The 19,987-nt window shown below is 68.8% G+C and carries 17 protein-coding genes; 1 reads left to right on the top strand and 16 read right to left on the bottom strand.

Going from position 1 to position 19,987, the window contains the following annotated elements; genetic code table 11:
• Nucleotides 1-273: 273 nt before the first annotated feature.
• Nucleotides 274-1,146 (top strand): hypothetical protein, encoded by an 873-nt coding sequence (locus ACIBUY_RS03590; RefSeq protein WP_399151595.1) that lies wholly within the window; start codon nt 274-276, stop codon nt 1,144-1,146.
• Between the two features lie 428 nt (nt 1,147-1,574).
• On the opposite strand, the gene fxlM is transcribed toward ACIBUY_RS03590, so the two are convergent.
• From fxlM to ACIBUY_RS03510, 16 genes are all read right to left on the bottom strand, one after another.
• Nucleotides 1,575-3,917: a methyltransferase, FxLD system gene (fxlM, locus tag ACIBUY_RS03585; RefSeq protein WP_399151594.1), complete on the bottom strand. Its 2,343-nt coding sequence runs from the start codon at nt 3,915-3,917 to the stop codon at nt 1,575-1,577.
• A 65-nt stretch (nt 3,918-3,982) separates the two neighbouring features.
• A complete protein-coding gene (locus tag ACIBUY_RS03580; protein WP_399151593.1) occupies nt 3,983-4,420 on the bottom strand; it encodes a DUF6082 family protein in 438 nt (145 codons plus the stop codon).
• Between the two features lie 26 nt (nt 4,421-4,446).
• The gene (locus ACIBUY_RS03575) at nt 4,447-5,319 is read right to left on the bottom strand and encodes a Scr1 family TA system antitoxin-like transcriptional regulator (RefSeq protein WP_399151592.1); all 873 of its coding nucleotides are present in this window, start codon (nt 5,317-5,319) and stop codon (nt 4,447-4,449) included.
• Complete coding sequence (locus ACIBUY_RS03570; RefSeq protein WP_399151591.1) at nt 5,316-6,317, bottom strand: hypothetical protein; 1,002 nt, start codon at nt 6,315-6,317, stop codon at nt 5,316-5,318. Before ACIBUY_RS03570 ends, ACIBUY_RS03575 begins: the two co-directional genes overlap by 4 nt.
• Nucleotides 6,314-7,435 (bottom strand): NUDIX domain-containing protein, encoded by a 1,122-nt coding sequence (locus ACIBUY_RS03565; RefSeq protein WP_365577777.1) that lies wholly within the window; start codon nt 7,433-7,435, stop codon nt 6,314-6,316. The genes ACIBUY_RS03570 and ACIBUY_RS03565 overlap by 4 nt, the downstream gene beginning before the upstream one ends.
• Before the next feature lie 14 nt (nt 7,436-7,449).
• Nucleotides 7,450-8,151: a 3'-5' exonuclease gene (locus ACIBUY_RS03560; RefSeq protein WP_365577775.1), complete on the bottom strand. Its 702-nt coding sequence runs from the start codon at nt 8,149-8,151 to the stop codon at nt 7,450-7,452.
• Nucleotides 8,148-9,269 carry a phosphotransferase enzyme family protein gene (locus tag ACIBUY_RS03555; RefSeq protein WP_399151590.1) on the bottom strand — a complete coding sequence of 374 codons (1,122 nt, stop codon included), beginning with the start codon at nt 9,267-9,269 and terminating at the stop codon, nt 8,148-8,150. Before ACIBUY_RS03555 ends, ACIBUY_RS03560 begins: the two co-directional genes overlap by 4 nt.
• Complete coding sequence (locus tag ACIBUY_RS03550; RefSeq protein WP_365577771.1) at nt 9,266-10,180, bottom strand: aminoglycoside phosphotransferase family protein; 915 nt, start codon at nt 10,178-10,180, stop codon at nt 9,266-9,268. The genes ACIBUY_RS03555 and ACIBUY_RS03550 overlap by 4 nt, the downstream gene beginning before the upstream one ends.
• A 117-nt stretch (nt 10,181-10,297) precedes the next feature.
• Nucleotides 10,298-11,650: a glutamine synthetase family protein gene (locus tag ACIBUY_RS03545; protein WP_399151589.1), complete on the bottom strand. Its 1,353-nt coding sequence runs from the start codon at nt 11,648-11,650 to the stop codon at nt 10,298-10,300.
• A 428-nt stretch (nt 11,651-12,078) separates the two neighbouring features.
• On the bottom strand, nt 12,079-13,608 hold the full coding sequence (locus ACIBUY_RS03540) for an amino acid permease (RefSeq protein WP_399151588.1): 1,530 nt from the start codon (nt 13,606-13,608) through the stop codon (nt 12,079-12,081).
• A gap of 66 nt (nt 13,609-13,674) precedes the next feature.
• Nucleotides 13,675-14,724, bottom strand: coding sequence for a hypothetical protein (locus ACIBUY_RS03535; RefSeq protein ID WP_365577765.1), 1,050 nt, complete (start codon nt 14,722-14,724; stop codon nt 13,675-13,677).
• A 239-nt stretch (nt 14,725-14,963) separates the two neighbouring features.
• Nucleotides 14,964-15,158 carry a hypothetical protein gene (locus tag ACIBUY_RS03530; protein WP_365577763.1) on the bottom strand — a complete coding sequence of 65 codons (195 nt, stop codon included), beginning with the start codon at nt 15,156-15,158 and terminating at the stop codon, nt 14,964-14,966.
• 546 nt (nt 15,159-15,704) lie between these two features.
• Nucleotides 15,705-16,943 (bottom strand): helix-turn-helix domain-containing protein, encoded by a 1,239-nt coding sequence (locus tag ACIBUY_RS03525; RefSeq protein ID WP_399151587.1) that lies wholly within the window; start codon nt 16,941-16,943, stop codon nt 15,705-15,707.
• A gap of 292 nt (nt 16,944-17,235) precedes the next feature.
• Nucleotides 17,236-17,586: an NUDIX domain-containing protein gene (locus ACIBUY_RS03520; RefSeq protein WP_399151586.1), complete on the bottom strand. Its 351-nt coding sequence runs from the start codon at nt 17,584-17,586 to the stop codon at nt 17,236-17,238.
• Nucleotides 17,583-18,644 (bottom strand): adenosine deaminase, encoded by a 1,062-nt coding sequence (gene add, locus ACIBUY_RS03515; RefSeq protein ID WP_399151585.1) that lies wholly within the window; start codon nt 18,642-18,644, stop codon nt 17,583-17,585. The genes ACIBUY_RS03520 and add overlap by 4 nt, the downstream gene beginning before the upstream one ends.
• Before the next feature lie 60 nt (nt 18,645-18,704).
• Entirely contained in the window at nt 18,705-19,985 is a 1,281-nt protein-coding gene (locus ACIBUY_RS03510) for a nucleotide sugar dehydrogenase (protein ID WP_365577755.1), read from the bottom strand.
• Nucleotides 19,986-19,987 lie beyond the last annotated feature (2 nt).

Raw genomic sequence — 19,987 nt, 5'->3', positions numbered from 1 at the left:
CGTGGGCCCCGCCGCTTTCCAGTTGCCGATAGTTGATCGACATGACGGGACGTCAGGACTAAAGCCCTCACTTTCCTCCTGATTCAGAGCAGAACCTTCCAAAACGCTTATCCCGTATGCCAGGTTCACCTCATGGTCGTGGCGGCTCGGGTGGCTTCTCTCCCGTTGACCCCACGCCGCTATGACTGCCAAAGCCGCACAACGGGAGGCCCTGTGACACTCCGTCACCGCGCACTTGCCAGATCCATAGCCGCTGCTACCGCCGGCGCCCTCATGCTCGGCATCGCCCCCGCCGCCATGGCAGACAACGGCGGCTCCGCGACTGAACGCGCCGCCAGGGTAGTTGAGCAGGTCACTGGAACCGCCGACATCGCCCCTAGCGACCAGCTCGCCGACGGGACCAGTCAGGCGATCACCATCCTGGATGGCGAGCAGAGCACGATCACCGCCCCGGCCACCGCAGACGCGCCCGTCAGCGCCGCCGCCGACGGCTCCAGAATCGGTATCGGCTTGCCTGCCACCACCAAGACCGAGGGCGCCACGAGTGACAACGGCACCATCGTCTACCCTGACGCGGCCAAGAACACCGACCTCGCTGTCCAGCCCACCGCTGGCGGTGGGGTTCGCTCCCTGATCACCGTCAAGAATGCGGACGCCGCCCACGAGTACCGCTTCGACCTCGATCTGCCTGACGGAGCCGTCATCGAACAACTCGACGACGGCAGTGTCCTGGTCCTCGCTGATGGCACTGAGGACGCTGATGTCATCGGCGCCTTCGACGCCCCCTGGGCCAAGGACGCGAACGGCGCTTCGGTTCCCACCAGTTACCGCATCGAAAATGGCACCCTCATCCAGACCATCGCCTTCGACCAGGACACCGACTTCCCTGTCGTCGCCGACCCCTGGTGGAACCCTTTCACCTGGAACTGGAAGAAGATCATCAAAAGGTCGGGGTCCTGGGTGAAGGATCGCGCGAAGAAGTGTGGTGTTGGCGCACTCGCTGCATACGTTCCGGTTCAGGCTCACCACGTCTCGGTCAACATTCAACGCGCCCGCAATGGTCTGCGCATGGTGAAGTTCGCTGGTGGCCCCTGGGGCTACGTCTCCGTCGCCGCCGCGGGCTGCCTCGTCAACCAGCTTACGTAGAGCGGAGAAACGTATGTCGAACCTCCTGGGTTGGAAAGGCGGCCAAGCCCCGCAGGCGCGAGGACTGCCACCCTGGCTCTTCCCCTCTCTCCTTGCCTTGATCGTCGTAGGCGTCGGCGGCACACTGATCTGGCTCGGACTCGCTGCATGGGTAGCCATCGCCATCGGCGGCTGCGCCGCAGCCGCAGCGACACGACTCCCTCTGAATCGAGCACGACGCTGACTGCTCCGTCCCAAAGGCCCGCGACTGACCCGATTGTGGGCCTCGGGCTCTCCCTTCGACGCTGAGCATGAACTATTCCGCAGATTCGGATAGCCGGACTGACCAGCAATCTCCGGGGAAAGATCCACGGGCGGGACGGTGCTCCCCTCGCACACAGGTGCAGGGGACTGCGGGGTGTCCGGTTCAGATGACGACCGGGTCGGGTTCATGCCGGCCCCTCCTTGTGGCCTGGTGCCTTGTCGGCCGCCGGGGTGGCGGGGGACCAGTCGACGACGATGCGGCAGTGCGGCTTGTCGATGACCGCTCCCGGGGGGAGTTCCTCATCTGGCGTGCCGGCCGGGAGGACGGTGAGCCGGGGGCCCGGGTGATCGCGCAGGTCGCGGTCCCAGGTCCGGACCGCCTCGGTCATCCGCGCGGCGGCCTGCCGTGCGTGTGGGCCAAACGCGTGGACGATGAACTCCCACATTCCCGTGCCGTCGGCGGCCGTCTGCTCGGTCCTTTCGGTGACGACGTAGGCGAAGGAGTCGTGGTGGACCACGGCGGCGCGGTTCCAGCCCTTGGGCGGCTCCACCTGGGGGTGATCGGCGCCCGGGTCCACCTGTAGGCGGACGAAGTTGTCCAGGGTGCAGGCCAGATGCAGCATCAGCTGGTCGAAGGGCACCATGCCGCCGATGGTGACGCCGGTGTGGTGCTCGTGGCGCGGCAGGTTCAACGCGGCGTCCAGAGCGCGCAGGTCGTGCTCGGGCAGCGGGCCGTCCTCCCGGCGCAGCCGGATCAGCCCGGCATGCAGCGCGATCTGAGGGACCTCGGGCACCGGTCCCTGCATGGGGACGAACCCGCACACCGTCCAGTCGCCGTCGCCGACCAGCAGCTCGCCGCGCTTTTCGAGGGTGAGCGCCCAGGTGTAGCCGTGCAAGGTGAGGGGGATGACGAGGCGGCCCTGCTCGGCCAGGGCCGCCGTCCAGGCGGGGGCGATATCGCGGGCCTCGACGGTGACCAGGACCGCGTCCCGACCCGCCCCCGCGCACAGGGCGCTGCTGCGGCCGTCCCCGAGGCGGACTTCAACGTCCGGGTAGCCGGTATCGGCCAGCAGCCGGCGCGCGGATTCGCAGACGACCGGGTCGATGTCGACGCTGACCACCTGTCCGTGCCGGCCGACGATTTCGGCGAGATAGGCCGCGTTGCAGCCGCCCGAGCCCACTTCCAGCACCCGGCTGCCCGGCCCGATCTGCGCCTTCTCGATCATGCGAGCCTGGAGCCAGGCGGCCGAGACCGAGCTGGTGGGCCGCCCCTCGCCGTCGCGGCGGGTGATGGGCGCCTTGTCGTCGCCGTACGCTTCTTCAAGGGGTGCGGCAGGGGCGAAGCGGTGCCGCGGAACGCGCGCGAACGCCTGGATCACGGGCGGGGTGCGCAGATGGCCTTGCTCCTGAAGCCGGTCGACCATCGCATGCCGCAGCGCCTGCCCCTCCCGCTGCCGCTCGGTGTTCTCCTGGCGCGGGCTGGCCTTGAACAGGTGGCGGTGCACAGGCGGGAGATGGGGCAGCAGGCCCGGCCAGACGGTGTCGATGACGTGCGCACTCGGCGTGAACAAGCTCCGCCCGAGCCGGGGGAGTTCGGCCGGGTCGTACCACTGCCAGCGGCGGATCAGATGCGGCTCGCGCACCTCGGGGACTCCCGTATGGCGCGAGATGAGGGCCGCGGCGGTCATCCACGGGATGCCATGGGTGGAGCCCATCAACAGGGCGAGCAGACGGGCCTGCGAGAGATCGGCGATGAGCCCGGCCTCTTCCTTCAACTCCCGGACCGCGGCGGCCAGCAAGTCCTCGCCGGCCTCGTTCTTGCCGCCCGGCAGTTCGAGCAGCCCGCGCACCGAGTGGCCCAGCAGCAGACGCCCGTCCTCATCGAGGACCACCACGCCGGCCCCGGTGACCGCGTTCGGGGCGGGCCGCGCCTTGTCGGCATACGTGACCTGATTGCGGACCGGATCCCGCAGGACCAGGACGGTCAGCGGGCCGGACTCCTCGCGCACCACCTCCTTCCAGCGGGCGCTCAGGATGTTGATCTCCGCCTCGTCCAGGGCGATGTCACGCTGAGCGGCGGACACCCGGTCCGCATGCGGAGTGATCACGCACAGCGTGCCGTCCACGGCGAGCAGCGAGACCAGCGCGTCCATCGTGCCGGCCCGGTCGGTCAGGAACGCGTACGCCTGCCGCATGATGACCAGGTCGTAGTGCAGGTGCGGCAGCAGGTCGAGGGGATCGTTCTCGATATCCATGAGGGCGAACTGCACCGAAGCCGCGCCGTCGTCCGCCAGTGCGGTGGCGCGTTCGATCGCGCTCGCGGCGTAGTCGACCGCGTCCACCGCATAGCCGTGATCGGCCAAATGGAGTGCCAATTCCCCCGTGCCGCAGGCGACTTCCAGTGCGCGGGCGCCCGGCCGGGCCGGCAGTAGACGCGCCAGCAGGGCGCGCTCGTCCGCGCCGAGGGGGCGGAAGTTCTTGCCGCTCGCGTAGTGCTCGTGCCACTCGTGTTGTTCGGTGTAGCCCAACGCCGTGTCTCTTTCCGGAAGTTGCCGATTGTGGGGGCGCCCGTCAGTACAGCGAGCGCAGGGTGTTACAGCGTTCCGCTCTCGTCCTGGTAGCCGGTGTCCAGCAGGCAGTGGAAGCGGCGTGCGGCACGCTCGGTGGCCATCTCCGCGCGGTCCTCGCGGACCCGGTCCCACCACTGCTGATTGGCGGGCGCGGCGAAGAACGCGCGGGCGGCGGTGCGCAGGCCCGCCTCGGTCAGGCAGCGGGTGCTGAACAGCGCTTCCCGGAGGCGTATCCACTGCTCGCGGTGCACGTCCAGACGATGCCCGTCCTCGCCGAGGTCGCTCAACCGGCCCCACAGGACCGCGAGTTCGGGATGGGTGATCTGGTCGGCGAGGAGCTGCTGGTGAAGACGGGCGCCGTCGAGCCGCAGCCGCTGACGGTGCTGGCGCTCACCGGCGGCAAGGTGGGCGAGGCCGATGGCGGCAACAGCGGCCAGGGCGGGCCAGCGGGCGGTGCGCATGGACAGACCTTTCATGGTCGACTCGACTACCGGATGTACTGGAGGTGTTCGAGGTAGCGGGCGGCGTCGGCGCCGGTCAGGGCGAGCCGGTTCAGGCGGGCGAAGTCGGCGAGGTAGGGGGCGGTCAGGGTCGGCTCGGTGAGCAGCACGGGCACGGCACTGGGGGAGAGGGACACACCGAGTCCGTCCAGGAGTGTGAACGCGGGCCCCGGCAGGTCGAGGGGCGGCCGGTGGGGAATGTGGGGAATGACCCGCACTGTGATCGCGTGGTCGGGGGACTCGGCGAGCTGGGCCAGGTGCTGGATCTGCTCGGCGCGTACGGTGTCGCTGCCGACCGGGTGGAGGAGGGCGGCCTCCTCCAGCAGCGCCGTTACCGGCAGTCCGTCGGGGACGTGCAGCCCGTCGTCCCAGCCGGGATCGGCGGGTAGCAGCTGGTGATATGCGGGCAGCCGCACGGGGCCGGGGACCTGGGTGGGGGCGTAGATCCGCAGCCGGTAGACGTCGTTCCACACCGACGGCGGGGCGATCGTGCCCGGCACGCGCCGCTCCAGGAAGGCGAGCCGTTCCAGATCGGCCGTTTCCCGCAGGAGTTGGTGGGCTGTGCCGTCCAGGCGGCAGATCCGGGCCCACATCTGCATGTCGGGGTAGGGGTAGTAGGGGGCGGTGCCCCGTTCGTACGCCCGCACCCGCGACATCTCCCAGTCGGCCCGCTGGGCGAGGTCGGCGATGGTGAGCCGGGCGCGGCGGCGCACCGCATACAGATGCCGGGCCAAGGTGGCGCGGGCCGCCTCGAAGGTTTTGTCCGCGGTGCCCGCCGTGTCCGTTGTGGGGCGGGATGGCGTGGTGCTCGATGCGTCCGGGGCGGCAGCGGCGGTGGTGAGCGTGTGGAGTGTGGTCACGCTTTGCCTCCGGGATCGCAGGGGCCGGCTGCCGCGGACTGACTGGCTTTGTCCGGGCCGGCGCTGGGGGCTGGCGCGTGCCAGGTGCAGTAGCGGCGCACGGCGAGCCGCAGGTGTTCGCGGGCGTGGCGGCGGGCTTCGTCGTTGTGGATGTGCAGGGCGTGGTGGAGGTCGTCGAGGGCGGCCAGTACGGACACGGCGGCGAGTACGCTGCGTTCCGCTGCGATGAGCGGGCGCCCGAATCCGCGGGTGAACGCGTCGGCGAGGTCGGGTTCGTCGGCCCACAGCAGGGCGGGGCGGGCGAAGTCGAGGACGGCGGGCAGCAGCCGGGCCTGGCCGAAGTGGGTGAAGGTGAGCGTCTCGGGGACGGCCCACTGCCATACGGCCGGCCCGAACACGCCGTGCGCGTAGGCGTGCGGCAACTGGGGTGCGTGCTGGGTGAGTTCACGGATGCAGTCGTGGATGGTCATGCTGTCGCCGGGCCCGAGCCAGGCGGTGAACGGCTCGTCCAGCAGCCGGGCGTGGCGGTCCGTGTACTGCCGGACGTGGCGGGCGGCGGTGTCGGCGCCCTGCTCGAGATGGTCGCCGAGCAGATGCCAGGCGCGCAGCAGCCGCCCGGCCTGCTCATGGATGCGGGGCACTGTGGCCAGAGGAGAGCCGGCCACGCGCTGCGCGCGGGGCTGAAGAACCAGCAGGGTGCGCAGGCGTGGCTCGGCGGCCAGCAGCCGGGGGGCCTGCTCGGTGTGCAGCAGCGGCACCGCTCGGCGGTGCGCGAACACCTCGCGGCGAAATCCCTCGTCGGTGCGCGCCCACCGGATGTCGACCAGGCCGCGGCCACCGGCCGAGGCGCGCCAGGACGGCACCCCGTCCACCCCGAGCGGCAGCACCCAGGGGACAAGGTCGCCCAGGTGCGCCCGCGCCCAGGCGGCGATCGGCTCCGGCAGCGGGGCGAGCGCCGTCGCCTTAGCGGCGGGGGCAGTTGTGGCGGGGCGGTTCACAGCCGCACTCCCTCGGCGGGGATCAGCTCGACGGGCGCGTGCGCGGCCGGGCGGATCCCCCACAGGTCGCGGGCAGCCCGCAGCGCGGCCTCGGCTTGGCCGTGTGCGCCGTCGCCCCAGCCGAGCAGGTCGACAGCCTGGTGCGGCGGAGCGAGCAGGCGCACCAGGCGGCGTCCGGTGGAGGGGTCTGCGGCGGCGGCACCGATGTGGGTGAGAGGGGCTGCCAGGCGTGCCCTAACACAAGGTCCCATGCCGCCGTAGAAGGTGCCGTCGGCGTCGAAGACGTACCCCAGCAGCTGGCCGGGGCCAATCGCGAGCTGGGCTTCCTCAGCGGCCTCCCGGACGAGGGCCGCATAAGGATCGCTGTGATCCAGGTCGGCTTCGATGGTGCCGCCGGGCAGCAGGGGAAGGTGGTCCTGCTCATCCAGGAGGACGACGCACCGCCCGTCATGAGGGTGCAGCAGCCAGCCCCAGGACTGGCGCACGGGCAGCTGCTCGGGCAGTTCGTCGGCCGGAGTCCAGGGCCACTGCTGGCAGTGCACGGGCACGAACGGGCTGGCGGCCTCGAGCTGTTCGAAGACGCGCGGCGCCAGCGCGTTCTCCAGCAGGACCGGAGCACCCCCCTCGGTGCGGGCCCGGTAGGCGGCGAGCATGCGCCGCGCATCGTGGCTCCGCATGCGGGCGGCGGCCTGTTCGGGAGGAAAGAACCTGATCGTGCTGATTTCGCCGGCGGCGGGGCGCAGCCGGGCGATGTCGGCGTCGGTGAGGGTGCCGCCGTCGAAGACGGTGTGCTGCTCGCCAGGGAACGCCCTTTCTCTGGACGGTGTGCCGGCCGCGGGGATCTCCCAGTCCACGGCCAGGACCCGGGCCAGCGGGAGGGACAGGCCGATCTCCTCCGCCACTTCCCGTTCGGCGCCCTGGCGGGGGAACTCCCCGGGCTCCACGGCGCCGCCGGGCAGCAGCCAGTGGCGGGCATAGGACGGCTCCACCAGCAGGATGTCGTCGGCGGCGTTGGTGAACAGGGCGGCGGCACCGAGCCAGGCCGCATGGCGAGAGCGCGCGTACGCGGCCGGCGACAGGAGTGGCCCCGCAGCGGGCGGGGTGAGGGCACGGGGCATGAACGGTGCCTCCTTCACGAGTGGGTCAGGGACAGCTGGGTGGGGCGGGCGGAGCGCGGTGTGCGCGCCGCGATCCGCAGCAGATCCGCCATGCAGCGCACGTGCCGGGTGCTGGCCGCGACGGTGAGCAGATGGGCGAACAGCTCGGCGGTGACGGCGACATCGGGCAGGGCCCGGTGACGGTCGGCGGGCCGGCCGATCCCGGCCGCGTGCAGCAGCGCGTCGAGCGTGTAGGAGGGCGCGTCGGGCAGCAGATGGCGGGCCAGTAGGCGGGTGTCGATCAGGCGGGTGCGGGCCAGGCGCGGGCACGCGGTGCGGTAACGGTCAAGGAAGTTCGCCTCGACACTGGCGTGGTGCGCCACCAGCAGCACCCCGCCCCCGTCTTCGCCGTCCGTGATCGGCAGGGTGGTCTCCAGGCGGTGCAGCATCTCCCGCGCGGGCGGGGCGGTGGCGACCATGGCGGGGGTGATCCCGGTCTGGCGCACGTCCGCCTCGGTGATAACGGCGTGCGCGGGCGGCTTGATCAGCGCCTGGAACTGCCAGCCGGTCGGCCACGGCCCACGTCCGGGACGATGGCGCAGAGCGAGGGCGGCCACCTCAGTCGGCTCCGGCGGAGCGCCGGCCGGCGTGGTGCCCTCGAAATCGATCACCACGAACAGGCAGGCGCCATAGACCGGATCGTCCGCCAGCCGCCCCGGCGCGGTGAGACTCGTCATCGCCGCCTCCCGCGCTCGGTGGCGCCGAGGGCATCCTCGATCTCATCGAGCTGGGCGATCATCCGCCGGATGGTGACCTGCCGCTCGTCCCAGTACCGGCACAGGTCCTCGGCCGCCGCCGCGGGCAGCTGGTACTCGCGGGTCGTCGCCCCGTACAGGCTCATCAACAGGTACAGCAGGACGATCCGCGCGCACGCGCGCACCTCCCGACCGGCCAGGTACGGGTTCTCGGCCCGGTACGCCTCGATCAGCCGCAGTGCGCACTGCACCCAGTGCAGGCCGTGGGTGACGGTGCGCGGATCGAACGCGATCCTGCCCAACTCCCAGGCCAGCACCCCGTTCTCGGCCTGAAAGTCGATCACCGCGGTCAGTCGGTCGCCGTCCAGGAGCAGGTTGGTGCGCGCGAAGTCGGCGTGCGTGGGCTGCACCGTCAGCCGGGAGTGCAGCTGTGCGCGCAGCCGCGGCACGTGCGCGCGGACGTCCTCACACCGCTGGTCGAGGTCCTGGCGCAACTGGTGCAGGCGTGGCTCGAGTTGGGCGGTGGCCCGCTGGCGGACCCGCTCCACTTTGCGCAGCATGACGTCGACCTCGCCGGTGCGCCAGCGGGTGTGCCGGGTGCGGGCTGCGGCGGGGTAGCCGGCCAGGATCCGGTGCATGCGCCCCAGCGCGGCCCCGATGGCCTCCGCCGAGGCCGGGGTCATCGGAGTGTCGGCGACCCGTCCGTCGGCCAGCTCGGTGACCACCCACACGGTGCCGGCCGCGCGCGTCACCAGGACACCGTCCTGGTTGAGGACCACGCGCGGCACCGGCAACCGGTGCCGCGCACAGTACTCCGACATCTCCCACGCCGCCCAGGCGCGGTCCGCCTCCTCGAGCGTGCGGTATTCCTTGACGAACACCCTGTGTCCGCCGTCGAGTTCAACGACCCGGTTGACGGTCTGTGTGCCCATCGCCACAGGCGCACAGCCGATCACGTCCATCCCGTACTGCTCGGCCAGCACCTCGGCCATCACGACACCGTCGGGGCCGACACCGCCCGAGGGGGCCGCCATCGAGGCAGCGGACGCGGACGCGGACGCGGACGCGTGCCGGGCCAGCGGGTTCGGGTCGTCGTTCATGCGACGCCTCCAGCCCACAGGTGCCGGGCGTGGACGTGGCGGAGGTTTTCCACCATCGTGTGCGCCTCCTCGACCAGGCCAAGGTCGTGGTGCTCGATGCCCCACACCAGCGAGTCGAGGGCATCGACGGCGGCGTGCACGCGGCAGGCGAGCTCTTCCTCGTCACTGAGCGAGCGCCCGAACCCGGACCAGAAGGCGTTCTCCAGATCGGGGCGCTGCCGCAGCCGGCGGAAGGTGAGCCGGGCGAAGTCGATCCGGGCCGGCACATCACGGCAGGTCCGCTCGAAATCAATGATCCGCAGAAACTGTTCGGCCGAGTCCCACAGCCAGTTCTTCGGCATGTAGTCCCCGTGGGTCAGCGCGAGCGGCTGCTGCGGCGGCACGCGACCGAGCAGGGCGCGCAGCAGGGACACATCCGCCGCCGGCAGGTGCGGCGCCGCCGCGTTCAGCAGGCGCTCCACACTGTTTGTCCACGCCGCCGGATCCGTGACGGGCGTGGTCTCGTACGCGGCCGGCGCGTCGACGGCGGCGTGCAGCCGCGCCAGAAGCGCTCCGGCCTGCCGGTACGCCTCGCGTTCCTCGGCGGCCGGCAGCCGCAGATCGTCCAGACTGTGCCCGGGCACCGCGGTGATGACGACCGTCCGCGTGGCGGGGTCGGCGGCGGCCAGCTGCGGGGCGCGGCCGTCACCGAGCAGATACGTCCAGTTCGTGTACGCGTCCACTTCCCGGCCGTGCAATTTGGGTCCCACGTGTTCTTTCGCGAACCACCGCTGCTGGCCAGGGCCTTGGATCTCCCAGACCGACGGGCGCATATTGCTGGGACGCTGGTGCTCGGTGAGCACCGTGTAGGAGTCGGTCACCGTGATGACCAGCCGGTGCAGCGGCTCCGGGAGCTCGGGGAGGACGGTCATGCGCAGTGCCTTTCGCTCACACCCGCGGCAACACATGGTCACCAATCAGGTGCGGTGGGTAGTCGATAAGTGGGGGATCCTGCCACGAGCCACTGACAGCCGGCCCGGCGGCCAAGGTCAGGCGCGGGTGAGCCAGCGGGCCCGTTCGGTGTCCGGCACCGCGGTGCGGGCGTGTTCGATCTCGATCTGCGCCAGGCGGGCGTAGTGCGCGATGGTGGCCTTGCCGAACGTTTCCTCCGCGACCTTGCTGCTGCGGAAGGCGGCCTCGGCCTCGTTCAGGGTGGGCGGAAAGCGGGGTGCCTCGGGGTGGGCGTAGGCGCTGCCGAGGTGCGCGGGCGGCAGTGGCAGGTCGTGCTCGAGTCCGTGGCGGATCGCGGCGACGACCGCGGCCAGGGCCAGGTACGGGTTGGCGTCCGCGCCTGGCACCCGGATCTCCAGGTGCGACTGGTGCGCATGCCCGACCATGCGCACCGCGCAGGTGCGGTTGTCGCGCCCCCACACCATCCGGGTCGGCGCGAACGAATCGGGCGTGTACCGCCGGTAGGAGTTGGTGTTCGGCGCATACAGCACCGCTAGCTCCGGCAGTGCCGCCAGCAGCCCCGCGATCGCCCGGCCCACCACCGGCGCAACGCCGCCACCCTCGCCTGGCGCGGCCAGCGGACGGCCGTCGCGCCACAGCGAGAGATGGAGGTGCAGGCCGCTGCCCACCCCGGTGACCGGGGCGGCCATGAACGTCGGCAGCAGCCTCGAGCGGGCGCCGATCCGGCGGGCGGCGTGCTTGAGCAGCAGATGCCCGTCACACGCCTTGAGCGGATCCCCGTAGGGGAACGTGACCTCCACCTGCCCGGGGGCGGCCTCGGTCTTGATGGCCTCAACAGGACGTCCGGCGCCCAGCAGCCCGGCCTGCAGCCGGCGCAGATACCGGTCCAAGGCCGGCGGATGATCCAGGGCGTAGTCCAGATTCTCGGCCACCACCGGCACCGGCTCACCGCCCAGTCCCGCATCGTCGCCGGGCTGCCGGCAGACGACGAACTCCGCCTCCACGCCCACCTTGACGTGCAGATCGTGTTCGGCGAGTCGGTCGAGCTGCTCGCGCAGCATCTGCCGGGGTGCGACGGGCAGCGGCATCCCTGCGGCGTCGACCGCGGTGCCGAGCATGAGCGCGGTGCGCGGCATCCAGGGGATCATCCGCAGGGTCTCCGGATCCGGGACCACCCGCAGATCCTGATAGCCCGCCTCCCATGAGGTGAGCGCGAACCCGTCCACCGGACGCATGTCGACATCGGTCGCCAGCAGATAGGCACACATCTCGGCGCCCGGCCCCAGGACCCGTTCCACGAAATGCCCGGCCGCGTACGCCTTGCCCTTCAGCCGGCCCTGCAGGTCCGGCACCGCCAGCAGCACCGTATCCAGCTGCCCCAGACGGGCGAGGTCGCGCAGCTGCCCCACCGTCAGCGACCCCACCGGCATCTTGCGGCGGCCAGGCGGCGGCTGCGCGGCCAGAACGGCACGTGTAGCGACAGTCTCTGTATCGGAGGTACTCACATGCTCTCCATTCCTGCTTGGATCTCTGGAGCCCCGGTTCGCCCCGGCCGACCGGGCCGTGGACCCTCGCTGTCCGGGCCTGCATGAACACCAGGGGCGCGAGCGGGCCGACAGGGAAGGGGTGCCGCCGGTCACGTCGGGCGGCTCAACGCGCCGAACGGGCCCGGAAGTTGGCCGCGGCACCACGTCGCATTCCGAGGGCGGCACGGGGCGTGCATTGAGGCCGGCCCGGCGCGGTGGGTCGCGGCGCGGGCGACCGGATACACGCCTTGGCTGTGAGGCACCTACCGGCCCCGAGGCGAGGCAGGGCCCCTTGGCTGCGGTGCCGGCGGAGGCGCTGGAAGCAGGGGCCGTTACACGACTTCCTCTTCCAGGTTGGCCAGGTCCTGGCTCACGGGGGCGGGCACCTCGTAATGGCGGCGTCCGGCGACGTGCCACCACAGCCACGCGAAGAAGAACACCGCTCCCAGGGCCACCGGCGCGTAGTTGAACGTCGTCACCGACACCCAGCCGTGCTCCGGGCGGGACTGCGGCAGGCAGAACAGCACCGTCACCAGTGCCACCCAGGCCACCGCGATGCACCCGACCGGCACCCCCCACCGGCCCAGATTCCACGGTCCGGCCGTGAACGTCGCCCGGTTCTTGACCCGCAGGAAGATGGGGATCGCATAGGCCGGGGTAATCCCGATCACGTTGATCGCGGTGACGGCGGCGTACGCGGTCGGGCTGTACAGGGACGGCGCGGCGAGCACCGCGGCCACGATGACGGCCAGCCACACGGCGTGGCGCGGGGTGCCGGTGCGCGGGTGCACCCGCCGCCACCAGCCCGCCCCCGGCAGCGCGCCGTCGCGGGAGAAGGAGTACACCATCCGCGAGGCAGCAGCCGTCTCGGCATTCCCGCAGAACAGCTGCGCGATGATCACGATGAGAAGCAGGGCCTTCGCGCCGGACTCGCCCAGCGCGTCCAGGAAGATCTGCGCCGGCGGCACCCCCGTCCCACTCGCCTGGGTGGCCGCGTAGTCCTGGATCGAGAAGGTGAGCCCGGCCAGCAGCACGAACCCCGCTATCCACGACCAGAAGATGGAGCGCACGATCCCACGCGCCGCGGACACCTGCGCATTGGTGGTCTCCTCCGACAGGTGTGCGGAGGCGTCATACCCGCTGAACGTGTACTGCGCCAGCAGCAACCCGATGAACACCACGTACAGATGGGACGACCAGCCGGTGTTGTTGACGAACTCGCCGAACACGAACGACGGCGACTGGTGGTGCGAGGGAACTAGCGTGAGCACGCCGACGATCACTGCGACGCCGGCCAGGTGCCACCACACGCTGATGCTGTTGAGTACGCTCACCAGCCGGACCCCGAACAAGTTCAACCCTGCATGCAGCAGCAGGATGCACAGATAGATCGCCATGATCTTGCCGGGGGTCGGCTCGAATCCGAACTGCAGATTGAGGAAGGCGCCGCTGAACATCGCGGCCCCGTAATCGATTCCGGCGATCGCCCCGAGCAGACCTAACAGATTGAGCCAGCCGGTGTACCAGCCCCAGCGTTTGCCGCCCAGCTGGTCGGCCATGTGGAACAAGGCGCCCGACGTGGGAAAGACGGAGGTGATCTCCGCGAGCCCGGCGCCGACCAGCATCACCATGAGGCCGACGCCGACCCAGCCCCACATCATCACCGAGGGGCCACCGGTGTTCAAGCCGAACCCGTATAAGGTCATGCACCCCGAGAGCACGGAGATCACCGAAAAGCTGATCGCGAAGTTGCCAAAGGGGCCCATACGGCGCGTCAGTTCCGGCTTGTAGCCGAGCTGGCGCAGCAGATCGTCGTCGGCGATCGGTGTTGTTCTGCGATGGGAACGCAGGTCATCTGCCATGAAAAAGCCTCCACAAGAGCGAGAAGTAGCTGAATGGATAGGGGAGATAGGGTTCGGACCGGCCCCTCACTCCGGCAGGGGCATGCCAAGTCGGAGGGCGGGGGATGGCTCCGGCTTCGGTACGGCTGGCCCGGCCCGTCGGGCGAAACCCAAGGACTCGCGGCGCGCCTTCAGCAGCAGAGCCTCTCCGGTTCCTTCGGGGCCGTCATCAATGCGCAGGGAGGACCAGGGGGACGTCGACCCGTAGGGGCCCATAGCCGTGAATACGTGCGCGGCTTCTACCTGTTGGTTTCCCGCCCACAACGCATACGCCAGATGGCTGAGGTCCGCGACCGAGCACCAGCGCGGATCAACGGTGCGAAACCAGAACTCGAAGGCGCGTAGGGCATGCATGCGGACCGGCTCGTGCGTCCAGTACTGCCGCCACAACGGATCGGCACGACCGGATAGGGCGCTGTGCCGGCGTGACTGCTCCGCCTGTGCGTACAGCGGCAACAGCAACAGCGGTGAACCCGCAGATGCCCACGAAGCAACCCACTGCCCGAAGTCGAGCATGGCGCCCAGCGACACCGACTGCTCACGCAACAGATGCAACAGCCGATGGAACGCCTCCCGGTTGCCCTTTGGGTCCCTGGCGGTGACCTCGTCCACCAGAGTCCAAGGGCCGAAGGGGAGCATCGGCTCCCGCGGCTTCACGTGGTGTTCCGGGCGCAGTTGGCGGACATCCGCCTGGGCCAGTGCCACGAGGCACACCCACGGCACGGGATCTTTCGGGGAACAGCGAGCCGCGACCTGGGCCGCTTCGCGCGCGTCCCGCTCCAACTGGGCTGTCATATCGTGCTGGTGGCGATGCGCCCGCAGGGCTCGCTCGACCGCGACGCGCGCCCGCATCATGAGCGCATCCGGATGATTCGGCTCTTCGCGCAGCCACGCCTCCACGACCCCCGAAGGTGCGGCGGCCACGGCGAGCACCTGGCTGCGCGACGTACGCAGCGCCCAGTTCTGCCCGGTCTGCGCTAGCAGATCACGAGTGGCCAGCCACCTGCCCGTCTGTAGGTCGCTCACGGCCCCCCGTAAGAGTTCGTCGGAGCCGGCGGGGTGGTAGATCAGCTGCACGACGCCCCCCGAACTTGGACGCTGTGAACCGGAGGCGAGACGAGCTGAATTGGAACGCATGACCCAAGGTGCAGGCGGCATATTGAGGACGCCGCGAGGTCGGACGGATGGGGGGAGGCCAGGGTGCGACTCCCTTGCGTGGCCTGCAGGCGAGGCAGCTGGGTGGGCTGCTTGATCGAGAGAGCGCTCACGGCGCTGCGACCTTCCGGTGTGTGGGGGATTAGACGGAGCAGGGAGGCTCAGAAGCGGACCTGGCCGATCATGTCGGCGATGCTGGAGATAGACCGGGTGATGTTCGGCGCCGCGGAACTACGGGCCAGGAAGAACCCGAACAGGACGGCAACCACGCCCGGACCGGCCTTTAACGAGCCGTTCCTCATCAACACCACGACCACGACGGCCAGGAGTAAGACCAGAGAGATAGTCAGCGACATCCGAGCCGACTAGTCGGCCGAGCTGTGGTGTTCTCGGCGCGCCTTACGGAGCGCCTTCTGTAGCGGGTCGGCGTGAGTCAGGGCCCGTGGGCCGGGCGGGAAAATGTGCCAGTGCAAGCCCGGAGGAGTGGTCGCCGTAGACGGGGGGACCACCACGTGACACGACTGGCCCAGGGGAACGGTTCCGGGCTCTTCCCACTGCGCCGCCGTCCCCAGCGGCACGAGGAAGTACATCCGAGGTTCCGGGCCGCCGGGTTCCAAGATGACGGCACCGACAGGGGCTCCAGCATCTGTGAGGAACTCGATGGCCCGTCGCCCGACCGCTTCTGTCGCGCGCACTGCATCCCACCACTGGCCAACGGAGCACAGCTCGGGCTCGTCACCTATGGGCATCCAGCGGGGCGGCAGGGCCTGCCCCGCATGGCTAGCGTCGGACATGGAAACGGCCTCCTCATTACCGAGTATGAGGAGACCATTCCACTCTGGAGGTGCGGTGCGCGGACAGGTTGTGCGCAGGCTTGTTGCGTCAACTCCCTTGACGCGGGCTCACGTTGTGGTAAAGCCAGCCCAACTTCCGAACGCAGAGAGTTCATTGGACGGGTAGGCGTCCATGCGCAGGAGTGCGGAGACGGTTTCGCGCACCGAAGGGTGGAAGCGGGTGTGATTCGGAGCGACCTTCCGGGCGCGCTTAAGGTCCTCGAATGCCCCCGCTCGGTCACCCGCTCCGAGTTTCGCCGACGCGACGTCTATGAAGTGGTGGCTGGAACGTTCCCCCACGGTGGTGGCCGGCGGGGACCACTCCCTGCCCGAGGCCGGTGACCACTCGGACAGCAGAGCCAGAGCTTGTTCGGTGTCGCCCATGTCGATCAAGGTGTGGATCTGATGGATGCGGATGTTCGTGGGGCCAAATGACATCTCGTAGGCGAGGGAATCACGGTTGCCTGCCATACGGGCGACGTCCTCAGCCTCAGTAAGGTGAGAGATAGCGCCTTCGGGATCATTCTCGCGGGCTTCGAGCACGGCGAGCTTCAGGAGCAGAGCACCGTCGACGGCGAGCGCGTCGTTGGTGAAAGAGCGTTCCGGTTGTATGCGTTCCAGCTCTTCCCGAAGAGACAAGAGCTTGCGCCGGGCTGACGAGTAGGCGCCCTGGCGGAGCATCGCACCGGCAACTAGGTAGCCGGATGTGAACTGCATCAGAGGATCGCCCGAATGCTGGGCCGCCCAACGGACGCGCTCCAACGCGGTGTTGCTCAGGTCTGGGTGCCCCATCTTGTGAGCCAGGGAATTCACTGCCCGATAGGCGCGTGCCAGGTGGAAGAATGCCTGAGGTCGGTCGTCACCACGCCCTCCAAGCGCAATGTGGGTCAGTTCGGTGATGATCGGCGGCAGCAGCGGCCCCATGGGGGCGTAGCGGGCGTCACGGCGCAGTGCCGCTACTTGATCGACTTCCGACGCCAGCACAGGAAGCGGACGCGGCGCAACCTCGATGTCGTCCGGCGTGTCGTAGCACAGCATGATGCGGCGCAACTCTGGGATGACTGCGTGCACCCCGTCCTCGGCCTCGGGTTCACCATAATAGGGCTGACCGGTGAGCACCTCGGGCCCGAAGTGCGTGGCTTTCGAGAGTGCCAGGATCAGTGACGGTGACGCCTTCCGGGCGCCGGACTCCAGCTTCTGTAGATAGCTTGGCGAGATGGCGACCTTCTGCGCCAACTGCGCGACAGATAGCTTCCGGGTCCTGCGGGCTACCCGGAGGCGGTCTCCGAGCGTGAGGTTCTCACTCATCGGTGGATCGGTCCCTTCGCGATGGGGCACTCACTTCAGAGTACGGACTATCGCGCGGGCCACGTCTGTAGTGGCCGAGAGTTAACGGAGCGGGCACGCAGAAGCACCCTGCTCCAGAGCCCGGACGAGGGCCAGTACGCCGGAGGCTGGAGTTGGGACGTCTCAACTCCATATGAACAAGACAGAATTTACCCTAAAATTCGGTGCAAATTGACCAATCTCAACTCTCAAGAACTGACGAGTGTCAAGTGGTCGGCGAGAGCAAAGTGCGGACAATTTGTCCGGGGAATCTTTACCATCGGGGCGAGCCGCCAGCAGGCGAGGTCGAAGGTCGTGGGGTGACGCGGTGACAGCCGACAGCATCTGGCCTCGTGCCTGATGCGGTTGAAGTGACGTGGTGTCTGATGGTCAGTTCGGGGGAGATGGCGACGGTCAGGTCGGTGGCGATCTCGGTGAGCTCCAGCCCGGTCTCTTCGCGGATCTCGCGGAGGGCGGCCTGGAGCGGGGTCTCGCTGTCCTCGATGCCGCCGGTGATCGGCTGCCAGAACGCTTCGTGCTTGCCTTCCAGGGCCGGTATCTGGAGGAGGCGGACGTCCTGGTCAGGGTTGACGATCCAGCACTCGATAGTGCATTTGGTCGTCACAGAGCCCCACCTGGATCGTGTGGAAGCTGAGGGCAGGTGCTGTTGGGGGTTTCGGCGCCGAGGGCGTCGCTGACGTCTCCTTCCATCCAAGCCTCGATTCCCGTCAAGGTCTGTGCGATGAAATCGGCAGGCGCGCCGGACGATTGGATTGATGTGCGCGCCATCGCGGCCAGTTGCCTGTCCGTCATTGACAGCTGGGTTCGGGCGATCTGGTATTCCGCGAGCACGCTGGTATTCAGCAGCAGAGGGTCATCGGAGCCCAGGGAGCATGGCACTCCGCCTTCCACGAGGTGCAGCAGGGGATGCGCATCGATGTGATTGACGACTCCCAGAACGCGGTTGGACGTTAGGCACACGTCCAAGGTGATCCGTTCGGTGGCAAGCCGTTCCATAAGCGCCGGCTGTTCAACGGCGCGGATTCCATGGGCGATCCGGTCGGGAGACAATACGTCGAGTGTGCTGCGGATGCTCAGCCCGCCCATGAGTTCCCCTGCATGCGGCGCGATGATCAGTCCTGCATCCCGGGCGATGGCGAAGGCTTCACCGAACGCCTCCGGAGGAGTGGCGGCCTCATTACCGGTAAGGCCGAAAGCCACAACGCCGCGGCCGGCATACCTGGCGGCGAGTCTTGCAAGGACAACGGCATCTCGGGGATCACGGTTGCGGCTTGCGCCGAGTGTGAGTCCGAAACCGACGCCGATGGGTCTGCCTGCCGCAGTTCCGGTGTCCAAGATGAGATCAAGTACGTCTTCGGCCGAGCCGAGTGCGGGGGCATAGGTCGTCGGATTGAAATGTGGCTCGATCCAGACGGCCCCTGAGGCTGCCGCGTCCTCGACGACCTCTCGTACCAGGCGCCGCATGTCACTTCGTGTTCGAATCAGCTTGACCACGGCTCGGTAGCAGTGCTGGAACGCGTCAAACGAGCGATAGCAACCGATCTGCGGCGTCGGCTCGCCGTAGGTGTTCGCCAGATCCGCGAGGGTTCCAGGCCGCATGGCGCCCTCGAGGTGGAGGTGCAGGTCTGCTTTCGGCAGGTTCGCGAGGGGGCGGTCACTCAAGGCGATATCCCTCGTTGTTGAGAGAGTTGGGCGTGTCCATGTCCTCGGGGTAAAGACAGGTCACAGGCGTTCGACGTTCGCGCCGCTCAGGCGTGCTCGGCAGTCCAAGACGTACGGCGCGTGTTCCTCGATGAGCCGGAGATCGAATGCATCGTGGTCGGTCAGCAGGACGACCGCGTCGGAGGACGCCGCATTGGTCGCCGTGAGCTGGGAATAGTGCACTCGGGCATCGAGGCCCAGCGGATCGTCGACGTGCGGGTCGACGATCTCAACGTGCGCTTCGTGTCCGGCCAGGAGCCGGGCGATGGTAATCGTCGGTGAGTTCCGGATGTCGCCGGTGTTGGGCTTGTAGGCCATGCCGAGCAGGAGAACGCGTGAGCCGTTGACTGGCAGGCCATTCCGGTTCAGGGCATCGGTCAGGCGCTGCACGATATATCCGGGCATAGCGGCGTTGACCTCGTCGGCCGCCTCGACCAGCCGCAGCACCCGGCCTGTCTGCCTCCGGACTTGCCAGGACAAGTAGGTGGGGTCGACCGGAAGGCAGTGCCCGCCAACGCCCGGGCCGGGCGTGAAGCGCATGAACCCGAATGGTTTGGTGGAGGCGGCATCGAGTGCAGCCCAGAGATCGGTGCCGAGTTGTTGGGCGTGGACGGCGAGTTCGTTGACCAAGGCGATGTTGACTTGGCGGAAGGTGTTCTCCAGGAGTTTCGCCAGTTCGGCGTCGCGTACCGAGGCGACCTCGACGACAGTGTCGACGACGCTCCGGTAGAAGTCACCCACGGCTCTAAGCGACGCATCGTCTATCCCGGAGACGATCTTCGGCGTGTTCTGGAAGGTCCATATTCGGTTACCGGGGTCGATTCGCTCGGGGCTGTAACCGAGGTGGAAATCCTCGCCCGCTCGCAGCCCGGAGGCGGCTTCCAGCACGGGTCTGAGAACATCGTCAGTCGTTCCCGGATATGTGGTGGACTCCAGGACGATGACACAGCCCGGCTGAAGGTGCGGCGCGAGTGCCAGGCCGGCATGCTCGATCGCGGAAAGATCTGGTGCGCCGTCGCGTAATGGCGTCGGGACCGCGATGACTGCGACCTCGAATCCGGCCAAGTCTTCTGGGCGCGTGGTTGGCGAGTAGAGCCCGTTCGCCAGAAGCGCCGCGATCTGCTCCGCCGGCACATCAGGGCTCAACGACTCCGCAGCCTGCAGCTGCTTCACGCGGTCTGCGTCGGTATCGAACCCCACGACCTGGTAGCCGACTTGCGCTGCCCGGATGGCTAGCGGCAGGCCGACGTAGCCTTGGCCGACTATCACTGTGCGCAGCCGTTCGGAGGATGCGTCGGCCACTG

Origin of the sequence: Streptomyces sp. NPDC050085, assembly GCF_044460595.1 — a bacterium.
Classification (GTDB): domain Bacteria; phylum Actinomycetota; class Actinomycetes; order Streptomycetales; family Streptomycetaceae; genus Streptomyces.
This window is presented reverse-complemented; position numbering and strand designations above follow the sequence as displayed.